The organism is Acinetobacter sp. Ac_3412, assembly GCF_013072675.1.
GTDB classification, from domain to species: Bacteria; Pseudomonadota; Gammaproteobacteria; order Pseudomonadales; family Moraxellaceae; genus Acinetobacter; species Acinetobacter higginsii.
In genome coordinates, this window is sequence record NZ_LXUJ01000001.1 from 182344 (window position 1) to 209279 (window position 26936).

The 26936-nt window shown below is 40.8% G+C and carries 27 protein-coding genes; 10 read left to right on the forward strand and 17 right to left on the reverse strand.

From position 1 onward, the window contains the following. Positions 1-2: 2 nt before the first annotated feature. The gene (gene fdx / locus A7P54_RS00900) at positions 3-341 is read left to right on the forward strand and encodes an ISC system 2Fe-2S type ferredoxin (protein ID WP_004652975.1); all 339 of its coding nucleotides are present in this window, start codon (positions 3-5) and stop codon (positions 339-341) included. A 56-nt stretch (positions 342-397) separates the two neighbouring features. Here the strand turns inward: fdx and A7P54_RS00905 are convergent, their stop codons facing one another. Beyond that, positions 398-1279 (reverse strand): NAD(P)/FAD-dependent oxidoreductase, encoded by an 882-nt coding sequence (locus A7P54_RS00905; protein ID WP_171548365.1) that lies wholly within the window; start codon positions 1277-1279, stop codon positions 398-400. Between the two features lie 107 nt (positions 1280-1386). On the opposite strand from A7P54_RS00905, the gene A7P54_RS00910 reads away from it, so the two are divergent. Next, on the forward strand, positions 1387-1821 hold the full coding sequence (locus tag A7P54_RS00910; RefSeq protein WP_171548366.1) for an Rrf2 family transcriptional regulator: 435 nt from the start codon (positions 1387-1389) through the stop codon (positions 1819-1821). Between the two features lie 47 nt (positions 1822-1868). On the opposite strand, the gene A7P54_RS00915 is transcribed toward A7P54_RS00910, so the two are convergent. The 5 genes from A7P54_RS00915 to aceI form a co-directional block, all read right to left on the reverse strand. Then, the gene (locus tag A7P54_RS00915; RefSeq protein ID WP_004807987.1) at positions 1869-3305 is read right to left on the reverse strand and encodes an adenylate/guanylate cyclase domain-containing protein; all 1437 of its coding nucleotides are present in this window, start codon (positions 3303-3305) and stop codon (positions 1869-1871) included. Between the two features lie 51 nt (positions 3306-3356). After that, positions 3357-3791 (reverse strand): HIT family protein, encoded by a 435-nt coding sequence (locus tag A7P54_RS00920; protein WP_004807988.1) that lies wholly within the window; start codon positions 3789-3791, stop codon positions 3357-3359. Between the two features lie 198 nt (positions 3792-3989). Continuing rightward, entirely contained in the window at positions 3990-7448 is a 3459-nt protein-coding gene (mfd, locus tag A7P54_RS00925; RefSeq protein WP_171548367.1) for a transcription-repair coupling factor, read from the reverse strand. A gap of 166 nt (positions 7449-7614) precedes the next feature. After that, on the reverse strand, positions 7615-8010 hold the full coding sequence (locus A7P54_RS00930; RefSeq protein WP_004652967.1) for a tautomerase family protein: 396 nt from the start codon (positions 8008-8010) through the stop codon (positions 7615-7617). Positions 8011-8202: 192 nt separating this feature from the next. After that, positions 8203-8634 (reverse strand): chlorhexidine efflux PACE transporter AceI, encoded by a 432-nt coding sequence (gene aceI, locus A7P54_RS00935; RefSeq protein ID WP_005316384.1) that lies wholly within the window; start codon positions 8632-8634, stop codon positions 8203-8205. An 87-nt stretch (positions 8635-8721) separates the two neighbouring features. Here aceI and A7P54_RS00940 point away from each other — a divergent pair, with 87 nt between their 5' ends. The 4 genes from A7P54_RS00940 to A7P54_RS00955 all read left to right on the forward strand — a co-directional run bounded on the left by A7P54_RS00940 (position 8722) and on the right by A7P54_RS00955 (position 12725). Next, complete coding sequence (locus A7P54_RS00940) at positions 8722-9615, forward strand: LysR family transcriptional regulator (RefSeq protein WP_033134097.1); 894 nt, start codon at positions 8722-8724, stop codon at positions 9613-9615. 110 nt (positions 9616-9725) lie between these two features. Continuing rightward, positions 9726-10715 carry a transaldolase gene (tal, locus tag A7P54_RS00945; RefSeq protein ID WP_171548368.1) on the forward strand — a complete coding sequence of 330 codons (990 nt, stop codon included), beginning with the start codon at positions 9726-9728 and terminating at the stop codon, positions 10713-10715. 72 nt (positions 10716-10787) lie between these two features. Then, on the forward strand, positions 10788-11438 hold the full coding sequence (leuE, locus tag A7P54_RS00950) for a leucine efflux protein LeuE (RefSeq protein WP_171548369.1): 651 nt from the start codon (positions 10788-10790) through the stop codon (positions 11436-11438). Positions 11439-11546: 108 nt separating this feature from the next. Continuing rightward, positions 11547-12725 carry a benzoate/H(+) symporter BenE family transporter gene (locus tag A7P54_RS00955; RefSeq protein WP_171548370.1) on the forward strand — a complete coding sequence of 393 codons (1179 nt, stop codon included), beginning with the start codon at positions 11547-11549 and terminating at the stop codon, positions 12723-12725. A gap of 44 nt (positions 12726-12769) precedes the next feature. On the opposite strand, the gene A7P54_RS00960 is transcribed toward A7P54_RS00955, so the two are convergent. From A7P54_RS00960 to pepN, 6 genes are all read right to left on the reverse strand, one after another. Next, complete coding sequence (locus tag A7P54_RS00960; RefSeq protein ID WP_171548371.1) at positions 12770-14602, reverse strand: monovalent cation:proton antiporter-2 (CPA2) family protein; 1833 nt, start codon at positions 14600-14602, stop codon at positions 12770-12772. Between the two features lie 115 nt (positions 14603-14717). Beyond that, a complete protein-coding gene (locus A7P54_RS00965; RefSeq protein WP_004808004.1) occupies positions 14718-15437 on the reverse strand; it encodes an MgtC/SapB family protein in 720 nt (239 codons plus the stop codon). A gap of 56 nt (positions 15438-15493) precedes the next feature. After that, on the reverse strand, positions 15494-16186 hold the full coding sequence (locus tag A7P54_RS00970) for a hypothetical protein (RefSeq protein WP_171548372.1): 693 nt from the start codon (positions 16184-16186) through the stop codon (positions 15494-15496). Positions 16187-16496: 310 nt separating this feature from the next. Continuing rightward, positions 16497-16934: an RDD family protein gene (locus A7P54_RS00975; protein ID WP_005189657.1), complete on the reverse strand. Its 438-nt coding sequence runs from the start codon at positions 16932-16934 to the stop codon at positions 16497-16499. A gap of 65 nt (positions 16935-16999) precedes the next feature. Continuing rightward, a complete protein-coding gene (locus A7P54_RS00980; RefSeq protein ID WP_171548373.1) occupies positions 17000-17686 on the reverse strand; it encodes a dienelactone hydrolase family protein in 687 nt (228 codons plus the stop codon). 111 nt (positions 17687-17797) lie between these two features. Next, positions 17798-20404, reverse strand: a complete 2607-nt coding sequence (gene pepN / locus A7P54_RS00985; RefSeq protein WP_171548374.1) for an aminopeptidase N — start codon at positions 20402-20404, stop codon at positions 17798-17800. A gap of 433 nt (positions 20405-20837) precedes the next feature. Here pepN and A7P54_RS00990 point away from each other — a divergent pair, with 433 nt between their 5' ends. Beyond that, on the forward strand, positions 20838-21095 hold the full coding sequence (locus A7P54_RS00990; RefSeq protein WP_004652954.1) for a hypothetical protein: 258 nt from the start codon (positions 20838-20840) through the stop codon (positions 21093-21095). A 58-nt stretch (positions 21096-21153) separates the two neighbouring features. On the opposite strand, the gene A7P54_RS00995 is transcribed toward A7P54_RS00990, so the two are convergent. The 3 genes from A7P54_RS00995 to A7P54_RS01005 all read right to left on the reverse strand — a co-directional run bounded on the left by A7P54_RS00995 (position 21154) and on the right by A7P54_RS01005 (position 22900). Then, the gene (locus A7P54_RS00995; RefSeq protein ID WP_005189664.1) at positions 21154-21627 is read right to left on the reverse strand and encodes a DUF2147 domain-containing protein; all 474 of its coding nucleotides are present in this window, start codon (positions 21625-21627) and stop codon (positions 21154-21156) included. A 215-nt stretch (positions 21628-21842) separates the two neighbouring features. Beyond that, positions 21843-22319: a DUF2147 domain-containing protein gene (locus tag A7P54_RS01000; RefSeq protein WP_171548375.1), complete on the reverse strand. Its 477-nt coding sequence runs from the start codon at positions 22317-22319 to the stop codon at positions 21843-21845. Positions 22320-22462: 143 nt separating this feature from the next. Further along, positions 22463-22900: a DUF2147 domain-containing protein gene (locus A7P54_RS01005; protein WP_171548376.1), complete on the reverse strand. Its 438-nt coding sequence runs from the start codon at positions 22898-22900 to the stop codon at positions 22463-22465. Positions 22901-23168: 268 nt separating this feature from the next. Here A7P54_RS01005 and A7P54_RS01010 point away from each other — a divergent pair, with 268 nt between their 5' ends. Beyond that, positions 23169-24329, forward strand: a complete 1161-nt coding sequence (locus tag A7P54_RS01010; protein ID WP_171548377.1) for a hypothetical protein — start codon at positions 23169-23171, stop codon at positions 24327-24329. A gap of 24 nt (positions 24330-24353) precedes the next feature. After that, the gene (gene thiM / locus A7P54_RS01015; protein WP_171548378.1) at positions 24354-25169 is read left to right on the forward strand and encodes a hydroxyethylthiazole kinase; all 816 of its coding nucleotides are present in this window, start codon (positions 24354-24356) and stop codon (positions 25167-25169) included. Positions 25170-25279: 110 nt separating this feature from the next. On the opposite strand, the gene A7P54_RS01020 is transcribed toward thiM, so the two are convergent. Then, positions 25280-26455: a cyanate transporter gene (locus A7P54_RS01020; RefSeq protein ID WP_171548379.1), complete on the reverse strand. Its 1176-nt coding sequence runs from the start codon at positions 26453-26455 to the stop codon at positions 25280-25282. Between A7P54_RS01020 and A7P54_RS19045 the strand changes: the two genes are divergently transcribed. Then, the gene (locus A7P54_RS19045; RefSeq protein WP_171548461.1) at positions 26438-26485 is read left to right on the forward strand and encodes a CRISPR-associated DxTHG motif protein; all 48 of its coding nucleotides are present in this window, start codon (positions 26438-26440) and stop codon (positions 26483-26485) included. The genes A7P54_RS01020 and A7P54_RS19045 overlap by 18 nt on opposite strands. On the opposite strand, the gene A7P54_RS01030 is transcribed toward A7P54_RS19045, so the two are convergent. After that, positions 26475-26936 carry a nucleoside deaminase gene (locus A7P54_RS01030; protein WP_171548380.1) on the reverse strand — a complete coding sequence of 154 codons (462 nt, stop codon included), beginning with the start codon at positions 26934-26936 and terminating at the stop codon, positions 26475-26477. The two genes, A7P54_RS19045 and A7P54_RS01030, sit on opposite strands and share 11 nt — an antisense overlap.

Here is a 26936-nt window from a genome sequence, read left to right on the forward strand (position 1 = left end):
ATATGCCACGTATTAAAGTTCTTCCTCATGCACAAATTTGCCCTGAAGGTGCAGAATTTGAAGTCGAACATAACGCCAATTTATGCCAAAGTTTATTAAAAAATGGCATTAAAATTGAGCATGCTTGCGACATGTCAGCTGCATGTACAACCTGCCATGTGGTTGTACGCAAAGGCTTTGACAGCCTTGAAGAAATGAATGACGTTGAAGCAGATTTGCTTGACCGTGCATGGGGCCTAGAACCAGATTCTCGTCTGTCATGCCAAGTTGAAATTGTTGATGAAGATTTAGAAATCGAGATTCCTAAATACACCATCAACCATGCTTCAGAAAATCACTAAGTCAACTGGTTTTCTCAGGTAAAAAAGCTAGAGTTAATCTCTAGCTTTTTTATTTATTAAGTAAAAATTAGAGAACGATGTGCAGCAGCACCTGCCATAGTGCCATCTCCAACAGCCAAAGGCACTGAGCTTCCCAAACGAGCAACATCACCACAAGCGAAAATACCTGCAACTGTAGTTTCCTTCATAGTATTGGTCTTTATTGCCTCACCCATCGCATTCTGTTCAATCTCACAACCTAGTTTGAAAATCCAATCCTGAGCAATCGTACATTTGGTGGTTGCAAAAATACCGTCCAACTGAATAACAGAACCATCTGCGAGTAAAACATCACTGTGTCCGATGATTTCTTGAATCAATCGTTTTTCTACACGGACACCTCGAGTGGCTAATTGGTCAAGTAACTCCTTTTCCACCGAATAATCATTCAAGAACAGCGTGGTATCACCCCAATCGGGCAACATCATCGCCATATGAACCGCATGCTCAGAGCTTGCAATAATCCCAATTTTACCTTGATTCAGCTCATAACCATGACAATAAGGGCAATGAAAAATGCTTTTCCCCCAACGCTCAGATAAACCCGAAATTTCAGGAAGCTGATCCGTGATTCCAGCGGCGATGATCAATCGTTTTGCTGTGATAAACCGAGTTGCATCAATACATACGGCAAAGCCATCATCAACTTTTTCAACACGCTTAACCCTACCATCTTCCCAATCCACGGTTTGGTAAGCTAAAAGCTGCTGCTTCGCTATCTCTACAATATCACTGGCCTTGCTACCATCCTGCGTTAAAAAGCCATGTGAATGCTCCGCAAAGCGATTTCGTCTTTGCCCTGCATCGATCAGTACTACTTTTCTGCGAGCTCTCGCCAATGGCATCGCTGCTGCCAAGCCTGCATAACTCCCACCAATAATTGCAACATCGTACTGCATAAGCCTAATCCCATATGTAACTTTAAAAGTTACAGTAATACTTTTTATTTAAATTTGCAACTTTTGATGTTACATTTAACTTAACTCCTTTTTTACTTATGGAATCAATGCGTACAGACAGCAAACTCTCGCGAATGCTTCATGTATTACTGCACATGGCGAGACAAAATAAGATCTTTACCTCTGATGAAATCGCGCAGATGCTTTCCACCAATCCAGTCGTGGTCAGACGAACTATGTCCGGTCTAAAAAAGGCAGGTTTTGTACACTCAGAGAAAGGCGCTGGTGGCGGTTGGCAACTCACAGGTAATTTAGAAAAAATTACACTTTGGGATATTTATCAAGCTGTGGGTGAGCCGACTATTTTCGCGATTGGCAATGAAAGAGAAAATCCAGAATGTTTGGTGGAGCGTGTCGTAAATGCAGCCTTAGATCATGCAATACAAGATGCGCAAAAGATGCTGACACAAAAGCTCAAGGCAACAACACTCGCCTCTTTAGCGCTTGAATTTGATCATTTATATGAGACACATACACATTAACGATGAACTTACAGAACATGCTTTTGAAGAATATGTGCACGCTTTGATTATCTGACTTCATCATCCAAAGTCAGTTTTGGGATACCCTGTGCATTGGTAATTTTTTGCTGAGTCTTGATTCGCTGAACCATATTTTCCAGGATCTCGACCAGTTCAGGATATTCATAGTTCTGTACTTCTTCGAGGTTAAGGACCAAATGGAAGCCTTTATAATCGAAATCAAACCATTTTTGCGTGTCTGATTTCTTACCTGTGAATTTCTCCATCACTTGCCAAGTTTTAACTGGACCTTGAATCCCTTTTAAATAAATTGGCACTTTAGGTACACATAAAAACTCATTCTTAATCAGTTGATGGGTATCATCTGCAATCAGAATTTCATCAACTTCAGCCGCAGACTGCAAACGTGCTGCCAAGTTTACGTCACGACCAACAATGGTATAGGCCATACGATGAGAAGCACCATAGTTACCGACGTGGCAATAACCAGTACTGATACCCATACGAATATGCAAAGCAGGATAACCCATTTTCTTCCAGCGTTCACGCAACAATTTCATTTGTTGACGCATCGCAATCGCCATTTCTACGCAAGATTTTGCATCTTGCTCAACGCCTTGCGAATTTGGATCGCCAAAGAAAATAAGAATCGCATCACCCATAAACTTGTCGACTGTCGCTTCATACTGTTTGGCAATTTCAGTCATATGACTCAAATAATCATTCAGTAAGAAGGCTAAATCGTCTGGGATTAAAGTTTCAGAAAGTTCAGTAAAACCTTGAATGTCTGAGAAGAAAATGGTTAATTTTTTACGCTTATATTCAATTTTTGCTTCTGCCTCGCCGCGCATGATTGACTGCCATAATTGCAGTGGTGCATAGCGACTCAGTTGGTTTGCAAAAGCAATATAACGCGTCATTTGATTATGATAATGCTGACGTTGCTGACCCAGAATATTCAAGCGACGATGCTGATAATAGTTACCTATCACGATAAACATCATCAAACCAAGCAGACTAACAACCGTTAATTCAGGATTAGTTGGTTCGAAATATTCTTCCGCGCCAAAAATCACAAAAGTACTGAAATAGAAAACAATGACGCCAATCAAACCGATTAAACAAGAGACTGGCAGAGAAATTTTATTGTTCAATCCGACATACAGCAATCCAAATAGGATCGTAAAGGTGGGAACTAAACTGAGATGCAATGCAGCAAGAACCAGCGCAATGATCACAGCCTCATTGCCGAAAAGAACATTTTTTTCTATTTTTTTATCAAATTTATATTGCAGCCATTTTTCTAAACGGGGACAAAACAGAAAATAAATGAGTAATAAAGGAAGAAGGTAGAGTTGATAGCTAGCACTAGTTGAGGTAAATGTATAAATTACCAGAATTAGTGACAGAATCGAATATCCCATCAAACGATGAAAATAAGCAAACTGTCTAGGTTCTTTATCAATCAACCTATCTAGTGGCACTCTATCCTCCTTTTTTTATTATAGAATACTGTATTTATTCTATTTTCTGGATCAGTCCATACGCCAATCAAATGGCATATCACCCTGTCCACGCAATGCCAGCATTAACGTTTGACGCATGTGCGCAAGTACTTCATTGCTATAAGGCACCGCTGGTGTTCCCCACACTGGCTTAGGCCATGCAACATCATTTTGATAACGTACCACATGATGAAAATGAAGCTGAGGAACAACGTTTCCTAAAGCTGCTACATTCATCTTGTCTGCACGGAATACACGTGACAATTGGCTTGATAACCAACTCGATTCACGTAAAAACTGTTCTTGGTCTGCTTGGCTTAATTCATATAATTCTGTGACACCTGGAACACGCGGAATCAGGATCAACCAAGGAAATTGCATATCATTCATTAAACGACATGTTGAAAGCGGGAAGTCGCCTACAAAAAATGTATCTTGAGCAAGTTGTGGATGCAAACTAAACATATCTTTATAAATGATGCAGAATAATGATGATCAATACTATCACATCAGTTTTGATGTGAATATTATTAGTAACCCGTTTGATTACAAATAACAATGATTTTCCTCATTTATTGCATGAACATCTGATCAAAAACAGAAATGCATTTGCTAAAAAACAGAACTTGCTCAATTAACCACCAAATCAAGCGCTTAAAAGCCTCAATTTAACTCACTCAATAGCTTGTTCAGCAAGTCCACAATAAACTGAATCCGTTTATCGTACTCTGCTAGTTGCACCATAACTTTCAAGCGTTGACCGCCTTCCATTCGGTAAAAGGTCGGATTTTTCTGCATCAGTTGGATAATACTGATCGCTTGTACAGGGGTATCAGGGGAGAACTCGATATATCCCCCATTACTATTGATGTCGATTTTGGTAATACCCAACTGCTCTGCACGCAAACGCAGCTGATGCACACTAAACAATTGCTTCACAGGTTGTGGCGGAATACCAAAACGATCAATCAACTCCATACGGATATTGTCGAGCTTCTCTTGGCTATCAGTATTACTGATACGTTTATAGAACAACAAACGTTGATGTACATCACCCAAGTAGTCATCTGGAATCAACGCAGGCATATGCAAGTTAATTTCAGCGGTTAAGGACAACGGCGCATCAAAATTAGGTGTTTTACCTTTTTGAATGGCTTTGGTCGCTTTTTCGAGCATTTCCATATACAGACTATAACCAATCGCCTGCATTGAGCCGCTTTGCTGCTCACCAAGTAATTCACCCGCGCCACGAATCTCCAAGTCTTCAGTCGCTAACATAAAACCAGCACCCAAAGTTGAAGCACGTTGAATGGCATCTAAACGTTTTTCAGCATCACCTTTCAGGTGCTTGATCGATGGAACCAATAAATAGGCATAGGCTTGGTGATGCGAACGTCCAACACGGCCACGCAATTGATGCAGTTGTGCCAGACCTAGTTTATCGGCACGTTCAATGATAATGGTATTGGCATTCGGCACATCAATACCCGTTTCAATAATCGTTGAACACACCAACACGTTATATTCTTTGTGATAGAACTGCTGCATCACTTGTTCTAGTTCACGCTCTCGCATTTGCCCGTGCGCTACAGCAACCCTTGCTTCTGGCACTAAATTACGAATGGTTTCAGCAGCACGCTCAATGGTATCCACCTCATTGTGCAACAAGTACACCTGACCGCCACGTAGTAACTCACGTAAAATCGCCTCTTTAATCGAATCATCAGTATGCTCTTGTACAAAGGTTTTCACTGCTAAGCGACGTGCGGGTGGTGTTGCAATAATCGAGAGATCACGCATCCCAGAAAATGCCATATTCAAGGTACGTGGAATCGGGGTCGCCGTTAGAGTCAACATATCCACATCGGCACGTAAGGCTTTAATCCGTTCTTTATCACGGACACCAAAACGGTGTTCCTCATCGACAATCATAAGTCCAAGATTCTTGAACTGGATATTTTCTTGCAGAATTTTATGCGTGCCGACCACAATATCGACTTTGCCATCTGCAAGATCTTCAATGATTTTTAAGTGGGTTTTATTGCTGCCAAAACGCGACAATACTTCAATACGTACCGCTGTATCGGCAAAACGATCTTTAAAGGATTCATAGTGTTGCTGTGCTAACAAAGTCGTCGGTACCAGAACTGCAACTTGCTTATTATTTTGTACCGCAACAAATGCTGCACGCATTGCCACTTCGGTTTTACCAAAGCCTACGTCCCCACATACCAAACGATCCATCGGTTTGGCCAGCTGCATATCATGGATGGTTGCTTCAATTGCGTTAGCTTGGTCTAAAGTTTCTTCATAGGCAAAGCCACTGGAGAATTGCATATATCCCGTATGATCCAGCTCAAAAGCAAAACCAGGTTTGGATTGACGACGGGCCTGAATATGTAATAACTCTGCGGCAACATCATGGATTTGTTCCAAAGCTTTGCGTTTCGCTTTGCTCCAAGTATCCGTACCCAATTTATGCAATGGGGCTAAATCAGGATCACCCCCACTATAGCGGCTAATCAGATGTAAATTGGTTACCGGCACATAGACTTTCGCACCATCTGCATAATCAAGCTGCAAGAATTCATGATCCTGCTCATCGATTTCTAGCGTAATTAAACCTGCATAACGCCCTACACCATGATCGATATGCACCACAGGTGCACCAATACTCAGCTCGGTTAAACTACGAATCAAGAACTCTTCAGATACTTCTTGCTGACGCTTACGACGGCGCTGCACCACACGGTGTTCATAAAGTTGATTTTCCGAAATCACCGACAGCTGATTACTCAGCAACAGCCCTCGATCTAGTGGCGCACTGGTAATCGCAACCTGCAACTTATCTTTTTGGAACTGAGCAAAACTGTCTACGTTTTGAATTTCACCCAATACACCACGCAACGCATCTTTTAAGGTCTCACGGCGACCAGCACTCTCAGCGACCAATAAAACAGGATGCTTGGCTTGGTCGATATAATGTTTTACTGCCTCAAACGGTTGTTCTTTTTTCGGATCAACTGCTAGTTTAGGTGGTTGTTCAGCCGCGACATTGAGTACACCCGCCTTGGTCTCGAAAGCTTCTGCTGAAGCCAAAATTCGAGGAAATTGATTCAATGCCTGTAACACATGATTTGGCATTAAAAATAATTCTTCTGGCGGCAGAATCGGTTGATCAATGTTATGACGACGATCTTCATAACGTCGTACAACTTCTTTCCAGAAATTGATTAAATCGTTCTCAACTTCATTATTTGTAATGACAACGCAATTATTTGGTAAGTATGTCGTAAGCATACTTTGTGCTTCCATCACCTTCTTTTCAAAGAATAAAGGTAAATAGAACTCCAAACCAGGTGTGGCAATTCCTTCTAACACATCTTGATAAATTGGATTTTTCTTGGGATTTGCAGTTGGAAAGCTTTCTGCATAACGATCTCTAAAGGTAGAACGCCCTTCTTTGAGTGGAAACTCTTTTGCAGGCAACACCGTAAAGTTTTTTAATGATTCTGTGGTTCTTTGCGTCTCTGGATCAAAGAACTTTAAACTTTCAATTTCATCATCAAACAAATCAATTCGAATCGGTTCATCTTGTCCAGATGCAAAAATATCCATGATGCTACCGCGAACTGCAAATTCACCATGATCATACACCGTGTCAACTAAACGATAGCCTGCTTGAACCAATTGTTTCTTTTGTGCTTCGAGGTCTAACTTCTGCCCGACTTTGATATCAAAGTGCTCACCCACAACCCACGAATAAGGTGCAACACGTTGCGCTAAGGTACTGGCAGAAACCAGTAAAATACCCTTTTGTGGCATATTCGATAAAATTGCCAAACGTTCAGAAACAATATCTTGGTGCGGAGACAAGCGGTCATAAGGCAAAATTTCCCAATCAGGGAAAATAACAGGCGTTATGCCGTAAAATTCAAGCTCACTTTCAAGCTGGGCAAGATGTTGATTATTCCTTGCAATAATCACATACAGATTCGAATTTTGAGTGGCAATTTCTTTAAATAATAATGCAGCTGATGATCCAAGTAAGGAACCGATCCAGCGTTTGTCACCCGCTTTGAATTGTTGTAGGTTTAATTGAGAGATTTCTTGTTGAAACATAGAGAAAATCGTGCAATCTAAAAAGATAAGTTCCCTATTTTAGCATGATGTTTTTTAGATAAAGAAGAAATTCGCCTTTTGATTAATATGATTTAATTTTGCTTAGGCTATTTTTCTATTCAAAGAAAAGAAAGCCCTGACAGAGCTTTCTTTTAATAATCATATTTTATACGTCTATTTTAAAACCTAAATTAACATCACAAGCTGCCTGACCACCACGAACACCAAAATTTTCTGAAGGCAACTCTCGAAGCATAATTTTCACATGATCTTTGGGAATGCCTATCGGCTCAAGATTATGCACAATCAATTTATACAGCTGACGCTTGGCATCTAAAGAGCGTCCAAGAAATGCATCAATACTAATCAAGGTATAACATTCTGGTTTTGCCTTTTCAGGCGGGCATTGAAAGCGATGTGCTTCATGCACAATTAAACGTACATTCCGATCACTGGCCATGATTTTAAAAGCATCTCTCAGTGCCGTATGCACTGCCTCCATGATCTCCAGTTCAACTGCGACTGGATATTGTTGCCTAACTTCAATAAGCACACTTGGCATGTTTTTATTCTCCTACGACCTAGCGTCATTAAATTTTGGTATTGTTTCTTATATTATTTAAAACTTGCCCTCACGATATTAAATAAACTTGAGCAATCTGACTTTATCAATACTGTAATCAAATCATGCTGAGCTGCAAGCAATAAAAAAGCACTCTTCAGTTAATCCCGAAGAATGCTTTTCATCAAACAATTATGATGATGCAAGTTTTGCATTTGGGAAGAAACGATCTTCTACCACGTCATAACACCACTGGAAGATGAATGTATACACCAAGATACACATGGTCAAACCAAAATCTAAAATCAAGGCTTCAATAAAGCTCATCTTCATCAAGTACGCAATAATTGGAATAGTTGCAAGCATCAAGCCGCCTTCAAACCCAATCGCATGCATAATACGCACTGGAATGGTTCTTTCCCATTGATATTTATGTTCTACTTTCTCAAAGTAATGGTTAAAAATCATATTCCAGAATACAGAAATGACCGCCATGATCGTACCTAAAATACCAGTTACTTCTAGTGGCATACTAAAAATAAAACTTAAAGCAATCGCGATGATGACCAATAAAATCACTTCATAGCTAATTGCATGAATGAGTCTTCTTTTGGAAATCAACATTTCATAACACTCTCTTGTTTGGATAAGTGTCATTTTATTTTTATAATACTGATCAATCCAATTAGGTTCTTTCAGTTTTTTTGACAGATGAATATTAATCAAGAACAACTCATCATGTTTCAAACCGTCATTGAAACAGGTTCATTTTCGGCTGCGGCACGTAAATTAGGCAAAGTCCCTTCTGCTGTAAGTATGTCGATTGCCAATTTAGAAATTGATCTCAATCTCAATTTATTTGAACGGGTTGGACGTGAACCTATTCCGACAGCAGAAGCCACTGTGCTCTATGAGAAAACACAACAATTATTGATTGAAATGAATCAATGGAAGCAGCATGCGCATGCACTGAGTACAGGCTTGGAGTCAACCTTAAATATTGTAGTAGTTTCAGAACTGCTTTATACCAACTGGACCGACTATATCACCCTGCTAGAACAGCAATTCCCTAGTCTGGCGATTAATATCTTTTCAGCACCACAAGAAGATGCTTTACAGATGTTACTTGATCAATCTGCACAACTTGCATTGATGTTTGAGCGAGAACAACTGGATAGTCGTGAACAATTTGTAGAACTTAAACGGGAAGCGCTTGTGCCTGTGATTGCAAAAAATCATCCATTGGCGCTCCTCGACAAAGTTTCTTTTGAGCAAGCAGTACAAATACGTCAAATTGTAGTTGCAAGCCGAGATCATAGCATCAAGCCCGAATTGCTTTATTCAAAGGACTATTGGCGTACCGACAATCATCATTCAGCGTGTATGATGATTATTCGTAATTTAGGTTGGGGTGTGTTGCCCTTGCAAATGTTCAATGAAAATCCAGAACTCAAAAAGAAACTGAAGATTTTGGATATGTATGATTTCACCCCTAAATTTGAATACTATGTTGATCTGGTCTGGAGCCGTGAAAGTGAATTAGGGGTCGCTGCCAAATACTTAATCGATCATATCCGACAGCAACGTAAACACAATGAGGGATAAGCGGTCGCCAGATAAACAATTCTGCAAACAAATGCAGGGCTTTGCTTTCATGTAGATTGTGTTATAACAGAAGTTACCAATAATATTGTTTAAGTAAGAACGCTATATCAATGACTCAGACCGCATTACACCAATTAAAAAATTTAACCACCGTTGTTGCTGATAGTAGTGATCTAGAAGCGATTGAAAAATTTCGCCCACTCGATGCAACGACCAACCCATCACTCATTACCGCTGCGGCTGAACAACCAGAAAGCCGCGAGCTGATAGAAGATGCTTATACTCAAGCTAAGCAGGAAGGCTATCAACGTGATGAACTGATTGAACGTACCATTGATATTTTGACTGTGAAGTTTGGTGTCGAAATTTTAAAATTGATCGATGGTCGTGTTTCTACCGAAGTTGATGCTTCTCTTTCTTACAACACTGAAGCGACAATTGCCAAAGCACGTGAGTTATCTCAGCTCTATCGAGGATACGGCATTGAACAATCCCGTATCCTAATTAAGATCGCGTCAACATGGGAAGGTATTCAGGCTGCAAAAGTGCTTGAAGCTGAAGGTATTCCATGTAATCTGACTTTGTTATTCGGTTTGCATCAAGCTCAGGCTTGTGCTGATGCGAAAGTCACGCTGATCTCACCTTTTGTAGGTCGTATTTTAGATTGGTATAAAAAAGCTGAAGGTGTCGAGCAATATCCAATTGCCAAAGATCCTGGCGTGCTGTCTGTGAAGAAAATTTATAATTACTACAAACAGCATGCCATTCCGACACAAGTAATGGGCGCAAGCTTCCGCAGTACTGCACAAGTGCTTGGTTTAGCAGGTTGTGACTTACTGACGATTGCCCCGAATCTGTTGGCACAGTTGGAACAAGACCAACAGCTTGTTGAAGCTCAACTGAGTGCCGAATTTGCGCAACACGCAGAAAAAATTGAACGTGCAGCACAAAGCAAAGAGAGTTTTAAAGCTGAACTTGAGCAAGATTTGATGGCTTTCCAATTACTGCAAGGGGGTATTGATGGCTTTATCAAAGCCCGTGATCAACTGAGTTTGTTGTTACGTCAGTCTTTTGGTATTGATGCTGAAATCAAACCTTAATTAGTCGATTTTTCACCAATAAAAACCGATTTTTGTTATATTAGCGAAAATCGGTTTTTTAATGAGCTCATTGTGTTCGGTATAACAGATTTAACCACTTATATTATTGGTACAATCTTAATTGTGTTATTACCTGGCCCTAACTCTCTTTATGTCATGTCCGTAGCTTCTCGTTATGGCATTCGTACTGGTTATGCGGCAGCTTGTGGTGTATTTACAGGAGATTCCATTTTAATCCTGTGTACGGTATTAGGTGCAGCATCCTTACTCAAAGCCTTCCCGATCCTGTTTATTATTCTTAAATTAACAGGGGCTTGTTATCTCGCATACTTAGGTTTTAAATTATTGCAAGGTGCTTATCAAACTTGGAATAAGCCGCCACATCATGCCGAGCTTGCTGATTTACCGAAACTTGATCAAGTTCATCCTTATCGAACAGCACTCAGTATCAGCTTACTGAATCCCAAAGCAATTCTATTTTTCCTGTCTTTCTTTGTACAGTTTGTAGAACCTGATTATGCCTATCCTGCATTAAGCTTTTTAGTATTGGCATTGATTGTCCAAATTGTAAGTTTTAGCTATTTAACCGCCTTGATTTTCTCTGGAATTAAACTGGCCAGTTTTTTCAAACATAATTATAAATTGGCAGCCGCGGGTATTTGTCTGGTCGGCATCTTATTCTTTGGTTTCGGTTTAAGATTGGCAACTTCGACGCTCAGCTAAGCATAAATTTGATCGAATGATCAATTTATCCAATCATTTTAGAACTACGATTTAAGACGCATTAACGATATACTTTTCAACAAATTTTAAACAAGTATAGATGCATAGATGCAACGTCTCCTCCAAGATTTTTCAATTCCAGCAGTTTTTGCTGGCTTTATTACGTTCTTAATCGGGATTAGTGTTTCCGCCATCCTCGTCATCCAAGGTGCACAGTCTTTAGGTGCTAATACCGCGCAAATCAGTTCTTGGTTTTGGGCATTGGGACTTGCGATTGGTCTCTCGGGCTTGATTCTATCTTGGAAATATAAATATCCCGTTGCTACCGCATGGTCAACTCCGGGGATTGCACTGATCATTGCCTCGACTGGGCATTATGATTTATATGAAGCGATTGGTGCTTTCTTGGTCTGTGGTATTGCCATTGCAATTGTTGGTTTTTCAGGAATCTTCCAAAAACTATTGGCCCATATTCCACAAAGTCTGACCTGTGCCATGCTGGCAGGTATTTTATTAAAATTTGGTATTCAGATTTTTAGCAGTTTAGAAAGCCATCTTGGCTTTATTCTCAGTATGCTTGTGATCTATTTGGTTTCAAAACGCTTATTTCCACGTTATAGCATTGTACTGACGGTGATTTTAGGTGCAGCAATCTGCCCACTGTTTATTGACTTTAAACTCCAGTCGATTACGTGGTCACTGACCCAACCGGTATGGATGCAGCCCTCTTTTTCTTGGTCTGCGATCTTAGGCCTAGCTTTGCCATTGTTTGTGATTAATATGACTTCACAAAACTTGCCAGGGATTGCCATGATTAAAAGCTATGGCTACCACCCGCATGTGAATCAATTGGTCGGTTGGACAGGTGTTGCTCATACTATTTTTGCGCCTTTCGGCTGTTTCTCAATAAACTTAGCGGCAATTAGTGCAGCGGTAAGTTTAGATGATCAAGTGCATCCCGATCCAAGTAAGCGTTATATCGCAGGCATTAGCTGCGGCCTGTTCTATATCTTAATGGGGCTCTTTGCAGCAACGCTCGTCAGCCTACTGATGTCATTCCCGCAAATCTTTATTGTGGCACTTGCAGGGATTGCCCTATTTGCGACGATCAGCCATAACATTGCAGTCGCTTTTTCAAATGTAGAAGAACGTGAAGCTGCGCTACTCACCTTTTTATGTAGTGCTTCTGGTGTCCAATTCTGGGGCATTGGCTCAGCATTTTGGGGTTTGTTATTGGGCATCTTCGTATTGATGCTCTTTAGATTTAAAGCAAAAAATAAGCCTTAGTTGAACTAAGGCTTATTCAAAGCATGCACGGAAAGCATTGCAGATTACTTTTCCTCTAAATCTTTTTGTGCTTCCTCATCATTTAAAATACGTGCTGCTTTTTTAGGGCGAATTAATGGTGCTGTTGGACGCGGATGTGAATGTGTATATTGTAAGCCTACACCTGCATAGACATCATCCGCAGCGATTTCTGTTTCAAAACGCTCATCATCACGATCACGAATTTCATCCGTAATGCGTTGTACTTCGTCTTCATCAACGCCTAATTCTTGCAAGATCACGCCGCCAAATTTGATCGCAGACTCGAAGGTTTCTCGAATCATATAATCCACTTTATGCTTCACTAAATAGAGTGAATGTTCACGGTCATAAGAACGAACCAGCAACTTGGCCAATGGAAATTCATGCGTGACCAATTCCACGATACGATTAGTCGTTTCTTTACTATCAACACAAACCACAATGGCTTGAGCGGTAGATGCACCCGAAGCATGCAGAATATCTAAACGGCAGCCATCGCCATAATAGATTTTAAAACCAAACTTTTCCGCGTTTTGAATCATGTCGATGTCATTGTCAATAATGGTGACATCCACCCCTCTTGCCAATAGTAATTGACTGGTCACTTGACCAAAACGACCAAAGCCAATCATCAGTACACTGCCACTCAAGCCTTCAGCAATATTGACATTGTCCAAATTGATCTGATCTTTGGTTTCGGTAAAACGTTTAAACACAATGCCTAAAATCGGGGTCAATACCATGGATAACACCACAATCGCCGTCAAATTCGACTTGACTGAATTATCAATGACCTGAGCACTGACTGCCGCTGCAAACAGGACAAAAGCAAACTCACCACCTTGTGCCATTAGCAATGCACGGTCCAGTGCCTCGGTATGAGAGCTTTTGGTGACTCGTGCCACGATATAAATCATCAGAGCCTTGGCAAACATCATGGCTAAAACACCACTGATGATGAGCTTCCAGTTCTGTGCAACGACGGATAAATCCAGTGACATCCCGACACCGAGGAAGAAAAGTCCCAGTAACAGGCCACGGAAGGGTTCAATATCCGCTTCAATTTGATGTCTAAAGGTCGATTCAGACAGCAATACCCCTGCCAAGAAAGCACCCATTGCCATCGATAAACCGCTGACTTGCATCAACAATGCTGCACCTAAAACCACCAGAAGTGCTGCCGCCGTCATCACCTCTCGGGCTTTTGCCGCGGCAAGCAATCTAAATAACGGATTCAGTAACCAATACCCTGCAGCAATCAAACCTGCAATCGCAATCAGACCAAGACCAATGCTTTCTAAACGGGTCGAAGTACTTTCCACTACATGATTTGGCGCCATAAAAGCAACAATTGCCAATAAAGGTACAATCAGCAAATCTTCAAATAATAAAATGGCAACAATCTTTTGCCCTTGTGGCTGAGCGATATCACCGCGATCTCCCAACAGCTGCATCACAATGGCCGTAGAAGTCAGGACAAAACCCGCTGCACCGATAAAGGCAACTTGCCAAGTAAAGCCAAACAGTAAGCCGACGCCAGTCAATGCCAAAGCACAGGCAACAATTTGCAAGGTGCCTAGTCCAAAGATTTCACGCCTTAAACTCCATAAATGTGAGGGCTGCATCTCCAGACCAATCACAAATAAGTACATCACGATCCCAAGTTCTGCAATGTGTAAGATCGAAGCCGAATCATGAAAAAATGCAAAACCAAATGGGCCAATAATCAGGCCTGCAATTAAATAACCAAGGACGGAACCTAAGCCAATACGTTTAAAAATTGGAACGGCAATTACAGCAGCGGCAAGCAAGACCACTGGCGCAATTAAACTGATTGAATGTGCTTCTGAACTCATACTGTTCTCATTGTTATCAAGCTGGCGTCATTTTATGTGAAACAATAGACATTTTATATATCATTAATGAGACAATGTATCCCAATGCCGTGATATAGAAACAATTTCTAATGGCTTAATTAATCGTATTTTTATCCCAAAATGCCTGTCGAATTTGCGGCATGGCATTCAGATGATTAGTAATATGCTGCGCTTCTTCTGCATCAATTGATGTAGCAATTAAAGTGACTTCAATTTCGACCTCTTTGTCACCAAAAGGGGTTACTTCAATATCTTTGGCAGGATAATTATGGTGTTGCAAGGTTAAATTCAATTCATCCATCACCACCTTACTCTGACTACGGTCACAAATAATATAGATGACATGTAAAACCTCGGTATCGTCATCAATTGGACGACGATCAATGGCATGAACAATCGGTCTTAACAGCGTATTGGCTGCCAAGATAAAAGCCGTTGCCAGTATTGCTTCAATAATAAGATCTGAACCCGCAGAAGCGCCCACGGCGGCTGAGCACCAGAGAGTTGCAGCCGTGTTTAAACCATGAATATTGCCTTCTTGGCGCATAATCACACCTGCACCCAAGAAACCAATACCTGAAACCACATAGGCAATCACGCGGACTGCGCCTTCTGCACCAGTTAAATTAGTGGCAATATCGACAAAAATTGCAGCACCAACAGCCACCAAAACATTGGTTCTGAGTCCTGCGGTGCGTTGTCGATACTGACGTTCAAAGCCAATTAATGCACCGAGAATAAAAGCAACGGACAGGCTGACCAATGTGTCCGCAATATTCGATAAATCAATATTTTGTAAAAATTTTAATTGCATCTTATACCTATATTCTTATCAATGATTTAATGATGGATCAACTGAATTTAAGCGCATTATGATGATGGCGTATAACTTAAACCGAGTCCAAACCAATGTTGTTTTAAACGATGTAGACGATCGCCAAAGGAGGCTTCTAAAGTAAGTACATTGGGAATCAAACTATATTGCAACGCTGTCTGGAAAAATGGCGCTTGGCGATCTTGATTATATGTTTCAAGTGTTACACCGACATGCTCAGTCACCGTATAGGTTGAAGCAATTCCCCAGCGAACGAGGCGCTCATCGGTCTGTTGATAACCGAGATTGGTATCCAATGCTAAACGTTGATCTAAAAGTTGAAAACTGACAGGAACATTCAAAAACCAGTTTAAATCCCCATGATGAGCAACATCATCACGGGATAGCTGTAAACTACTGGCAACGCCCCAGTCATTCTCCATTGGCTTTAAAATGCTTTTCGCTTGAATCGAAAAGCCATGAATCTGATCTTGATCTTTACTTGAGTGATAGCCCAAAGATACTTCTAAATTTTGGTTGAGATTACAAGCAGGTACGACTTGATAAGACCAAGTGCCGTCTTTGTTATAGCTATAAGTACTTTCTAGCTGACACTGCTGCGCTGCTGTAATAGAGACATCATCGGTGTTGATGAGTGGACCCGCCTTACTCTTTTGAGTCAGCAATAATCCACATAAAATAAATACGTTAAGAACAGCAAGCCATTGAATGGAAGCATGTAAAAACATAGGCTTCTCCCCATTTTAGGTGAGAAACTAAACAGGATGCAGTCAATACAATAAATTTTGTGGATACAGCAAAATTTTATAGGAGGGTTTAGATAATTTCTAGCAAAGCTATCTCATTGCAAGATAGCCGACCTAAATAGCTCGCTTGCTCAGTATTCGCTTTGGCTTAATCCTTTATTAAACCCGAACCTCGAACAACTTCCCATTTAGGATCTCCGTGAATAAACTCAACGGCATTATAGGACATGCGAATTGATTCACAAGCCCTATCGTATGAATTTTTTATTACATGATAAAATTTCGCTCTAAATTAAAGCTCTCTTACCACTACAGTTTTGGCCATTTTGTCGTGCCAGCCTTGCTTTTTAGAATCAAAAGCCACCCAGATTAAACCAATAAAAAATACTAATGTTGCAGGGATATAGCCAATGTAGCGAATGATAGCCTGCCCGACAGTCACATTTTCACCCGTTTTTTCATCCAGCACTTTTAATCGAAGTAAACGCTTACCGGGTGTTCCTGCAAATTTAATCCAGCAGAAAATATAAAATACTGCGGCGAGAATTTGCCAAATCCAATCTGCCGTAGACATAAATTGGAATGATGAAAAACCATCAGAAGCAACTGTGGTATTGCCACCACCAAAAATCATGGTTAATGGAATCATGGCAACCATCACAATGATTGAATCAATAATCGCGGCACCGAAACGTATCCAGAAGCCCGCGTATGCATATTGTTGAGACATATTCCCCTCTCTTTTTTATTTCTATAAATGAATCTTGGTCAATAATAACCTGTTGTTCCAATGATTTATATTGTGTTTTGTTTTAATTCTCGCTCAAAGAAATCGACAGTCCGCTGCCACACCACTTGAGCTTCAGGCAACCCCCGACTAACACTGCGGAAACCATGTGGCATGTTATAGGTATAAGCTTCAACCCGATCACCCAATTGCTGGATCAATTTATTACGCTTGGTTGTTGGGCAAAATGGATCTACGGTTGCCCAGTGCCCTTGTAGAATGCGAACTTCATCCAGAGACTCTTTGTTTGGAACACCCGCCCCTTGAATCCCCAGAGAATGATGATAAACCACAGGTGCTAGCATATCTTCCCGCTTCGCCATCTGAATCACATAGCCCCCCGTTAAGCACTGCCCTAACATGCCTAAACGACCATTGGATCGAGGATCTGCCTTTAATGCATCTAACAAGACATGAATTTCTTGATTGACTTCACTGTCAGCTGCATTGATACGTCCCGCTTTGCTTACCATGGCACGAATACAGTATTTAACTGCACCGCCATTAAATAGATTAGGCACATAAACCAAATAGCCACGATCTGCCAAGTCTTGAGCATCTTCACGGTAAACATCGAGAATGCCGAATAACTCATGCAGCAATAATATGGCTGGTGCTTTTTCCGAGCTTGATGAAGATGCATACACTTCAACTTCAATTTGACGTGTCGGTAATGTGATTGTTTTTATTTCCATGGCAGACATCCGTTGCGTTCGAATGATTTCCATACTATTTCTGACAATATTAATTGTCAAATAAAAAAGGATGCCTGACAGCATCCTTTTTTAATACATTTAACTAGCCTATTAAATACTTAATAAGCTGTTCAATGTTTCCACGACATTTTTAGATTTTACTTTAGGTTGCAATGCTTTAAGCGCTTGTTGCACCTGACTACGTTGTGGTTCAGCCAAGGTGTACCAACGTGATAGGACTTGTAATAAACGCGAACCTAAAATTGGGTTTTTCTCATCCAAATAAGCTGCAAGCTCAATGAAATGATCAACACCAAAGCTCCACGTATTGACTGGATTTGCTGCCAAACCACCACTTACGGCACGAATACGGTTTGGTGTACCCAAATCATAATCCGCATGTTTGGTGAGATATTCAATGGTTTCCGCTGTCGCACATGGATTTGAAGCTTGGATGCTAAACCACTGATCTAAAGACAAGGCTTCGTCTTTAAAACGATTATAGAAATCTGCAAGTGCAGCCTGCGCTTGCGGTGCATCATTCCAGACTAAAACACGTAATGCGCCTAAACGTTCAGACATATTGCCTGTTTGTTGATATTGGGTATAAGCCAAATCAAACACAGACTCATCACCTTGACGAGCCAACATATTCAGAGTGATATTCTTTAATGAACGCACGCCCATAGCCAAAGAAAACTCTTTTTGCTGGTCTGGATCTAAGGCCAAATAAGTATCTTTCCAGAATGAACCTAAATCTCGTGCTAAACGATCCAGCACAGCTTCACGCTTCTCACGAATCAATTCCGGCTCATAGTCTTGATCAATACGACTACCTAAATAGTTTTCACTTGGTACATCAAATAAACGCGATGCTAATAACGGATCTTTATTCACTAAGTCTGGCAAGGTATTTTTAATTGCTTGAATATAGGTATCTACCTTATGGTCTTCTAAAAGAATACGTTCCAATAAAGTTTGTGTCGCTTGCCATTGGTTAAAGCCATTGGTTTCGTGCTGAATCAAGAAGGCAAGATCATCATTGGAATAATCAAAGACTAAATTCACAGGGGCTGAGAAATTACGTAATAACGAAGCCACAGGTTGCTCCGTCACACCTGTAAATTCAATTGTTGCTTCATCTTGATCAAATAAATACACGCCATCTTTAACATCATTCACAAACAGATCACTGCTGTGCAAGGTATATTGTTCACCTGTATTGGCATTAAATAATGCCAGAGCCACAGGAATTGGCACTGCTTTGAGGTTTGGATATTTTGGATGTGCTTTCAAGCTTTGTTTGAAGCTTAAACGATAAGTCTGTTCAGCAGCATCATATTCACCTTTAGCTTCTAACTTTGGCGTACCAGGTTGGTTATACCAAGTGAGGAAGTTAGATAGATCAACACCTGAACCTGCACTCAATGCCGCAACCCAGTCTTCAACCGTGACCGCTTGCCCATCATGGCGTAGGAAATATTCATCAGTCCCTTGACGGTATTTTTCTTTACCCAATAAAGTTGCCATCATGCGGTTGATTTCAGCACCCTTCTCATACACTGTCGCGGTATAGAAGTTATTGATTTCGACAAAATGGTCTGGACGAGGCGGATGCGATAATGGGCCAGCATCTTCTGGGAATTGATGCGATTTCAATACCGCTACATCATCAATTCGTTGTACGGCTGCTGATTGTAAATCCTCAGAGAACGACTGATCACGGAAAACCGTTAAGCCCTCTTTTAAACACAACTGGAACCAGTCACGACAGGTAATTCGGTTGCCTGTCCAGTTATGGAAATATTCATGAGCAATGACTGACTGTACTCGCATGATCGCAGCATCAGTGGTGTATTCCTCATCGGCAAGCACACAAGACGTGTTAAAGATATTTAAACCTTTATTTTCCATTGCACCCATGTTGAACTGACTAACAGCGACAATCATGTAGTTATCGAGATCGTAAGGACGACCATAGTGTTCTTCGTCCCAACGCATCGAATGCTTTAATGCTTCCATGGCGATATGACATTTCGGAATATCTTTCTCGATTGCATAAATTTCTAAAGCAACATCACGACCTTCAGAAGTCGTATAACGATCTTTAAGTACCGCCAAATCACCAATTACACAGGCAAATAAATAGCTTGGTTTCTTGGTCGGATCTTGCCAGATCGCAAAATGACGACCTTCACCAGCCTCACCTGTTTCTAATAAGTTACCATTTGCAAGTAAAACAGGATATTTCTTATCGGCCTCTACACGCGTGGTAAATTCTGCGAGAACATCTGGACGATCTGGATAGAAGGTAATTTTACGGAAACCTTCGGGCTCATTCTGAGTTACGAATAAATCACCCGCCTTGTATAAACCTTCAAGCTGCGTATTTGACTCAGGGTGAATCACCACTTGAGTTTGCAAAATGACCTGATCTGGTGCATCAGTGATCAGCAATTGCTCATCGTCTAAATCATATTGCGCTGCACTCAGGATTTGCCCATTCAGTTGAATCGACTTTAATTCAAGATCACGCCCCAAAAGCACCAAAGCACCAGTCGTTTGACGTTTCATCACTAAGGTTGAGTCAACAATTGTATGATCATCATAGACTTGGATATCTAGGTTAATGGATTCAACCAAGAAAGATGGTTTTTGATAATCTTTGAGGTAAATGGTTTGATCTGCTTGTACGGGAGGTTGTGCCGCAATATTCATCAGTATTCCTTATCTTTCATCATGTCGGTTAGATGGTCTTGTTGGCAAGACTTCTTGATTAAAGTCATTCGGTTGCACAAATCATGCCTTATTTCGCCTAAATTCTTGTGACAAATCACTTTTGTCACAAGCATCGGTGAAACTCTATCAGATCATACGCCAACTTATAAAACCTGTCTTTACGGCTCGGTATCAGTTTTAATAATTTTATTGGGTTTACTATTCAGGTTTTCAAATTTGATCTGCAAATTGCCCGATCATTTAGACAAAATTACAACATCGTTTTCCAATCTTAAATAAAAAATACAGAACCAATTGCGTTCTATCGCGCAACTTACATTTTTTTCCTGAGTTTTACATTTTGTGCACGGTTATTGCTTAACCCTATATGCCAATCTAGGTAAATACAATAAAACAAGTGAGGGTTATGACGATGGAATTAAAAGCACACCTATATCGTTTAGAAAATATCAAAGCAATCCATGATCTGGCTAAAGCTGGCGTCGATCATCATGTAATTTCCGTTTTTTTAACAGCAGAAGGAATTGAACTGACAACCTTAGAAGTGACTAATATCGTGAATACCTATGATGCACTTGGCAAAGAAAAACTGCCGAGTAAAAAAGTCCAAGCACTTATTGCAGCCAAAAAAATCGGTCAGGAGGACGAAAACTTACCATGCCCTGTTTAATCACTTACTTTAACCCAAAAAAAACCTCGAAGCGAATTCGAGGTTTTTTTATTTTCGATTAAGGTGTTGCATTATCAGTACGTAACCAAACGACAGTACGACCCAATGCTGAAACGCCCATATATCCACGCATACGTAAACGTTTGCCTTCTCCAGTCACGACACCTTTGCCTTTATAGACACGGCCAGAAGTTGGTTCCAGAACGCGACCATCAATATATGAATCCGGTTTATTCGGATCTTCTTTAAAGCCTGATAAAATTTCCAGCCCAAGGATCGGTTTATTGGTGTTCGGTGCTGCACATTTGGTGCAATTCGTCAGCGCAATACCATGAGAGTTTGGATAACGATAAACAATCTTTCCATGATAACGGCCGTCATTTCCTTTACGGATTTCTACGATTGAGAGTTGTTCACCAGTACGTTCTTCAATACTTTTCCAGTAGCCTTCAATAGAAGCTGCGAAAGTCGTTGCGCTTGCACAAGCAAGAGTGAGCCCCATGATTCCGTTCATGAGCATACGATTTAGCATATTAACCCCGTCTTAAAAAAGTAACCTATTCATCTTTATAGGTTTAATGCACGGAAATTATCACACTTTTACCCAAGTTACACTGTACGCTAGCGTTCATTTGTATAAGAAATAACTGATCTAACCGCTCAATCTGACCCCAATATATGTATTCTTTAGTACAAATAAAAAAGCCCAAACGAGTCGTTTAGGCTTTCTAAAAAAACAATTATTATTTAAGGATTGGCACTATCGGTACGAATCCAGACTTGAGTACGCCCCAAGGCCGAAATTCCCATATAACCACGCATACGCAGACGTTTTCCATCCGAACTCAGTTGTGCTTTTCCTTTATAGATATTGCCTGTTTTAGGCTCTAGTACTCGACCATCAATATATTGATTTGGATTCTTAGGATCTTCTTTCAATCCCCACGCAATTTGTAGTCCTTGAATCGGTTTATTTTTAAAAGGTTCAGGACATTTCACACAATGCGTCAAGACATTCCCCCCGCCTGGAACAGGATAGCGATACGCAATGGTTCCAGTATAGGTATTATCTGGTTTTTTCTTAATTTCTACGATTGACAGTTGCTCGCCTGTACGATCATCAATACTTTTCCAAAATCCTTCAGGAGTTGAAGCAAAGCTCGTTGTGGTGAATACAACCAAAGAGATGCCCATGATTCCTTTCATGAGTGAGTTTTTTTGCATAATTCGCTCCGTAATGCAAAATTGATCCGCCTATCACTTCATTTTTATGCGAATGTATAGAAACAGTCAACACAACCAAAGCATATTTAATTGCTTAAAATCAAACAAAATTTTAAGCAATTCACATAATTAAAAATAAATGATTAGGGATTGGCACTGTCCTTGCGAATCCACACCACAGTACGGCCTAAAGCAGAAATTCCGACATAACCACGCATATGCAAACGCTTTCCATCAGCCGTTAAACGTGCTTTACCTTTATAAACTTTACCGGTTTTACTTTCGACAATCCGCCCATTGATAAAGTTATCTGGTTTTTTCGGGTCCTCAATCAGCCCTGTTAACACTTCTAAGCCTAAACGCGGCTTCCCTGTATATGGCGGCGGCGGGCAATTCACACAATGTGTGACCACGACGCCTTGTGCATTGGGGTAAATATAAACAATTTTGCCACGATAGGTATTGTCAGGAGCTTTTCTTATTTCAATGATGGTCAATTGTTCTCCGGTTCGATCATCAATACTTCGCCAATACCCTTCGATTGAGTCTGCGTATGTGAAAATACTGCCCAAACACATCATTACGCCAATAACGGTTTATATCCAAATCCGATTATTCATGTTTTCCCCTTTGCTTTTACTTTGTTCAATTCATATTGAGTTATGATTCTAATTGGTGCAGAAATTTACCATAATTTAAAAAAAGCAAAGTTGTAGGATTATCTTTTATATAAAATTCAGTCAATTAAGTCTCATTTTAGTCTTAATTTTTATCTGTATATAATCTTTGCATCACTCCTTGGATTCAGCATGTATAATTCTCTATTTAAAGGTTATAGGCTTAATATCAATGGATTTACAGATTCTACAAAAACAGTTAGATGAAAGTAGCCATTGCCCTCTATGCCAAGCCTCTATGTTTTGGGTTGAAGCAGAGCAATACAACCAAGAATTTCAATTTCACGAATGCAGCCACTGCCAGCATCGTGTCTTTAAAAGTGATAGCAAGCTGAATTGTCACTGTGCTCAATGTACAGCCCTTCGGAAAAAACAGACCCAACAAACAATTTTACAAGAACAACGCAAATATAAAATCAAAGACGAAGTGATTTATAGTCTGAATCAACTTAGTTTTTTACATAAATTATTCTTATTGAGCCTTTTAGATAGCTATGCACGTGAAGATGTACAGCATGATGAACTGATTCATTGGCAGAATATTAAATATCGCGAATTTACTCCCAATTACTTGTTTCAGAATCATTTAGTTCAAGAATTAATTAAATTAGGCGTGTTTAAGCCAAAAGATCCGAGCTTAGAAACTGAGCATTTCTATCTCAACATCCGACTAGATGGCTATTCCGACCCTAGCTTGTTTAGTGTAACTCAGCAATTACGCCACTGGTTCTATGAGAACTTGAGTCAAGGTATTCCATTTAAAAGCACCGATGAAGTCAAAGATGCATTGTATCTCGTGCTCTATCAAGAAATTGTGCAGTTTATGCAGTTCTATTGTCGGACTTGGGGCATTCAAATTGCAGGTAATCGACCATTTCAAGCCTTTTGCTACCGCTTAATGGAAGGTTTAGCTGTGGGACAGATTTTTTACCTAATCCAAACCGCTTTAGAATATTTACATAAACAAAATGCGTTGCAACCCAGAAATGATAAATTTATCAATACCAGTTTGCTCAAAAAGACTTTGGAACAATATCGTGAACGTGCTTTGACCGAGCGTTGGGAAACCACGACCTTACCAAGACCGTACATGATTCCATTTAGTAAAATGAGTGAAGTCCTACTGTTTAAATTTTTGGGTTACGACGAGAGTATATTTATTCAGCCTGTCTGGAAGTCTTGGCGAAAAATAGAACCTCGCTTAAGTTTTTACTCGGTTAAACGTTGTATGTATTGCGGCTCAAATGACTTGATCGTGGATTATGATGCGACAGATTATGTGTCATTGATTTGTCGCCGATGTAAACATCAAGACCATTATTTCACTCGTTAATAAAGACTTTATTCTGGATATCACATGTTACAAAAACAACAACTCATTGATCAAGTTATCGATGCTTGGCGTGCATTGCAGCAACAAACACCTTTAGTGCAATGTATGACCAATAGCGTTGCCAATAATTATGTGGCGAATATCTTGCTTGCAGCAGGTGCCTCACCTGCCATGATTGATAACCCTTTTGAAGCCGAAGATTTCACCAAAATTAGTGCTGCCTTAAGTATCAATGTCGGAACACCAACCACAGAACAAACCCAAGCGATGTTGATTTCAGCTCAAACTGCGCAACAACATCAAGTGCCGTGGGTACTTGATCCAGTTGGCTATGGGGCAGTGTTAAAGTGGCGTAGTGAAACAGTCGATCAACTGTTAAGGTTCCAGCCGAGTATCATTCGTGGCAATGCCTCTGAGATCAGTACCTTAGCAGGCAGCCAAACTCAGTCTAAAGGTGTAGACAGCACTTTAAATAGTCATGAGGTTTATGCACAGGCGAAAAGCCTATTGCAACATACTGAATGTATTGCAATTTCAGGTGAATCAGACTTCATTATCTCGAAACAACTCGATGCTGTGATTCAAGTCAATGGGGGCTGTTATTTACAACCTAAAATTACTGCAACAGGTTGTGCCCTAGGTGCCTTAACCGCAGCTTATCATGCGGTCAGTACCCCAAGCATTGCTGCTCTCGCCTCACATATTCATTTTGCCATTGCAGGTAAATTGGCCTATGACCATGCACAAACGGTGGGCAGTTTTAATGTAGCATTTTTAGATTATGTGCATATGCTGGATGACAATTTAATTCAGCAATATGTTGATATTGAAATCATTTAAGTTTTTATGCAGTAAAAATTCTGTACTTATGTTTCATAAAAAACACATCAAAAGATGTGTTTTTTATGATCAAGCTCAATTACAGCAATATGCTGATTTGCTTTGCTTATCTAAAAATCGATCACTTTCTCATAATGTGCTGGATTAAGTCGAATCATCAATCCTGCAACAATCACCACCATACATAAATGCCAGATCCAACCGGCTGCATAAGTTCCCGTTATGTCATGCAATACTGCAACCCACCAAGGGGCAATAGCAGCCAGTAAAAATCCTCCACCTTGCATCAAGGCTGAAAGTTGTCCCGCATGGGCAGGATCAGACAAATGGTCGAGTACCACGATCATCAACAAAGCAAAACATCCCCCTAAACCCGCTCCTACGGTAATTGCCCAAAGGTAAGGCCAAACATCTGCAAAAAAAGCCAAGCCTGAAAAACCAATCAGTTGCAAGATTAGAGTTAATCCCACCCAGATTCGACGATCTCGCTGTTTTCGGGATAAATAAGGTAACAGCAATGCTGCCCCTGCTTGACTCAGGGTTAGCACAGCCATCAGATTGCCACTGGCTGTTGCAGCCCAACCTTGTGCTTGAAAAGCAGGTGCAAGCCAAGCCACAATCGAGCTATAGCCGCCATTGATTAAACCAAAACAGCAGATCAGCAACCATGTTCTTGGCTGATTGAGCAGCCGCATCACCGAAGGCATTTTTTTATGCTGCTGTGCGGTCTGAGTCAACACACACGTTGCAAAGATCAACGCCAGCAATGCAGGCAATACAAAAACAGCCAGCCCGATTTTCCAGTCACCGCTACTGCTTGTCACCACGGGTGCAAGCAATGCTCCAAGCGCTCCACCACCCATTAACGTGGCTGAATAAAGTCCCATCATCGGACTCAGATGTTCATGGAACTCTCTTTTAATCAGACTGGGAAAAGCTGCTTGAATCATAGCAACGCCAAAGCCAATCACGGCAGCGGTAAAGATTAAAGCCCAGCCATGTACAGTAAAAAAGCGTAAACCACAGCCCACGCAGATCATCAGCAATGCGCCAACAATCGCACGACGTTCACCAAACAGATTTTGCAGAGCTGGGCCAACAAAGGCGATTAGTCCCATCAACAACATCGGTACCAGGGTTAATAGCGCAATGCCTTGTAGGCTCAAACCGGTAGTGGCACGAATCTGATTGGCAACAGGCCCAACACTGGTCATAAATGGCCGAAGATTCAATCCAACCAAAGCAACGGTAATGATCAACAATGATCGATGCTTGATTGCACTCATGGTTTTAACCATATATCAATCATGAGATAGACGTCCAATAACCATATAAATCAGGCTTGTTATCAATTCTTATAGGAGCATAACGGATCATCATAGACTGCTCAGCAAAGGGTTTTGCCAAATCCGCATAAATAGCCGCTGTCGATAAGCCATATGCCTCCGCATCATCATTGGAATGTGCATACGTTACACGGTTAATCCCTGCCATACGCATGGCTGCCATACACATTGGACAAGGCTGCCCGCTAGCATATACAGCACAGCCTTCTAAATTAGCTGTCCCTAATTGTTGGCTTGCGGCACGTATTGCCAACAGTTCTGCGTGCGCGGTTGGATCATTGCTTTTCAGTATTTCATTTACACCTGACGCAATCACTTGGCCATCTTTCACCAAGACAGCACCAAAGGGGCGTCCACCTTGCTCACAGTTTTGATACGCCAGTTCAATCGCCTGGCGCAAAAAATCATGATCCTGCTGCAT